We start from the raw sequence: 2521 nt of genomic DNA on the forward strand, positions 1-2521 counted from the left end.
CGCGACCGAGACCACCGAATTGCCAGCGCCCGGGAGCCCGCGCCATGACCACCTATGTGACCCGCCTCGGCACCGGGTTCGACGTGCACGCCTTCACCACCGGCGACCATGTCTGGCTGGGCGGCGTGAAGATCCCCGCGGATCGGGGCGTCCTCGCCCATTCCGACGGCGACGTGGCGCTGCACGCCCTGACCGATGCGCTGCTCGGCGCCATCGCGGACGGCGACATCGGCACCCATTTCCCGCCCTCCGACGAGCGCTGGCGCGGGGCGTCCTCGGACCAGTTCCTGGCCCATGCCTGCGGGCTGGTCCGTGCCCGCGGCGGCCGCATCGACCACCTCGACATCACCGTGCTGGCCGAGGCGCCGCGCATCGGGAAGCACCGCGAAGAGATCCGCGCGCGCATCGCCGCCATCGCGGGCGTGCCGCTCTCGGCGGTCTCCATCAAGGCGACGACCACCGAGAAGCTCGGCTTCGTCGGCCGGGCCGAAGGCCTCGCCGCCCAAGCCGCCGCGACCGTGCGGCTCCCCGAGGAGGACGGTCCCGCCCTCGATGCGCAGGCCGAGACCGCGATGCGGCAGGGCTGACGTCGTCGGCGCGCCGGCGGCCCATCGAGCCCGAAGCCTCGGGTGTGGATCAGCGGCGCGACCCTCGGAGGCGCTGCCCTGGGTGGCGTTGCGACGGTCTGCCGTCGGCGGCCGAACGTCAAAGGCGGACTTCGCATCACGGGCTCAGGGACCGTCGTACGCCCCGTCCGTGACCTGTTCCATCCACGTCACCGCCTCGCCGTCCAGGCGCTCCTGGATGGCGATATGTGTCATCGCCGTGGACGCGGTCGCTCCGTGCCAGTGTCGCTCGTTCGGCTCGAACCAGACGACGTCGCCCGGTGCGATCTCCTCGATGGGGCCGCCTTCACGTTGGACCCACCCGCGCCCGAACGTGACGATCAGCGTCTGGCCGAGCGGGTGTGTGTGCCACGCCGTGCGCGCACCCGGCTCGAAGGTCACGCTCGCCATGGCAACCTGGGCCGGATCGGGGGCGCTGTGAAGTGGGTCGATCCGGACCGTGCCGGTGAACCACGCGGACGGTCCCTGACCCGACGGCTGGCTTCCGCTGCGCTTGATGTCCATCGGTCCGATTCTCCTGCGTTCCGGACGTCGCCTAGAGCGACCAGCCTCCATCGACCGAGATCGACGCGCCGGTCACGAACGAACCAAGGTCCGAACACATCCATAGGACGGCGTCCGCGATCTCCTCGGGCTTGCCCAGTCGCCCGACCGGCTCAAGAGCGATGGCTTTCTGGATATCGCCGCCGGTGAAGCGGTCCATCATCGGCGTCTCGATGTTCCCCGGCAGGACGGCGTTCACCCGGATGTTCGACTTCGCATAGTCGAGGGCGGCGGACTTGGTGAGGCCGATGAGCGCGTGCTTGGAGGCGGCATAGCTCGCCCCTCCCGCCACGCCCCTGATGGCCGCACCGGACGCGGTGTTCACCACCACGCCGCTGCCCTGGCGCAGCATCTGAGCGATCTCCTGCTTCATGCACAGGAATGTGCCGCGCAGGTTGACGTCGAGGATCCGGTCCCACTCATCCAGAGCGATCTCGTGGACCGGAGCGGCCTTGTTCTCGATGCCTGCATTGTTGAAGGCGCAGTCGAGGCGGCCGAACTGCGCGACGGTGCTGGCCACCGCTGCTTCCACGTCCGCCGGGACCGACACGTCGCAGCGGATCGCCAGCACCGCGCCGCCGTCCGCTTCGATCTCGGCCCTGAGTTTTTCCAGCGGCGCCTCGGCGCGGTCCGTGATCGCGACCTGAGCCCCCTCCCTCGCGAAGGCGATGGCGGTAGCCCGGCCGATGCCGCTGGCGGCGCCCGTGACGAAAGCGACCTTTCCTGGGAAACGGCGCATGTCCTGATGTCCTCGCTGACCTCGATGAGGGGCCTGACGTAGACATCGCGCAGCGTTCGGGTCAGCCGTGTCCCCTTCAATGAGGCGATGAGCGGAGTTCATCGCCGAATGGCATTGGCCTTACAGGCCAAGCGGTCTCACCTCGCGGATCAGGTCGACGAGGAGCCGCAATCCCGTCGGCAACTGGCGACGTCCGGGATAGTAGAGGTGGAAGCCGGCCCCCGCGACGACCCAGTCTGCCAGCACGATGCGTAGCTCGCCGCGGGCGACTGACGGTCCGACGCAGGGTTCCGGAAGATAGGCAAGCCCGCCGCCCGCCGCCGCAAGGGTCAGGGCGAATTGCGTGTTGTCGAGCGTGACCGCCCCTGGAACGTCGAGCGCGATCGTCTCGCCCTCCCTCTCGAACTCCCATCGGTAGAGGCTGTCGTCGCCGAGGCGGATGCGCAGGCATCGGTGAGCCGCGAGGTCGCGACGCCCTCGGCCTTCCTGCCGAGCCCCCTCGGCGCCGGCGAGCGCGATTTCCGCGGCTCGGTGGAGTCGCAGGGCCGGTTCTACATCAACCCGCGCTGGCGTACGGGCTGGGACCTCGTCGGTGTCACCGACAAGTGGTCCT

4 protein-coding genes are annotated in these 2521 nt (G+C 69.6%); 1 reads left to right on the plus strand and 3 read right to left on the minus strand.

The annotated features are described in order from the left end of the window. A partial coding sequence (ispF, locus tag I53_RS08980) for a 2-C-methyl-D-erythritol 2,4-cyclodiphosphate synthase (RefSeq protein ID WP_306307428.1) occupies positions 1 to 587 on the plus strand: 587 nt, incomplete at its 5' end. A 144-nt stretch (positions 588 to 731) separates the two neighbouring features. Here the strand turns inward: ispF and I53_RS08985 are convergent. The 3 genes from I53_RS08985 to I53_RS08995 form a co-directional block, all read right to left on the minus strand. After that, a complete protein-coding gene (locus I53_RS08985; protein WP_043349394.1) occupies positions 732 to 1130 on the minus strand; it encodes a cupin domain-containing protein in 399 nt (132 codons plus the stop codon). A 31-nt stretch (positions 1131 to 1161) separates the two neighbouring features. Next, a complete protein-coding gene (locus I53_RS08990) occupies positions 1162 to 1908 on the minus strand; it encodes an SDR family NAD(P)-dependent oxidoreductase (protein ID WP_043349397.1) in 747 nt (248 codons plus the stop codon). A 120-nt stretch (positions 1909 to 2028) separates the two neighbouring features. Beyond that, entirely contained in the window at positions 2029 to 2427 is a 399-nt protein-coding gene (locus tag I53_RS08995; RefSeq protein WP_210161572.1) for a LysR substrate-binding domain-containing protein, read from the minus strand. Between the last annotated feature and the right edge of the window lie 94 nt (positions 2428 to 2521).

This window comes from Methylobacterium sp. B1 (assembly GCF_000333255.1).
GTDB classification, from domain to species: domain Bacteria; phylum Pseudomonadota; class Alphaproteobacteria; order Rhizobiales; family Beijerinckiaceae; genus Methylobacterium; species Methylobacterium fujisawaense.

Coding starts and splice junctions, on each gene's coding strand:
- I53_RS08985 (WP_043349394.1), bottom strand. CDS start 1,130: ATGGACATCAAGCGCAGCGGAAGCCAGCCGTCGGGTCAGGGACCGTCC.
- I53_RS08990 (WP_043349397.1), bottom strand. CDS start 1,908: ATGCGCCGTTTCCCAGGAAAGGTCGCTTTCGTCACGGGCGCCGCCAGC.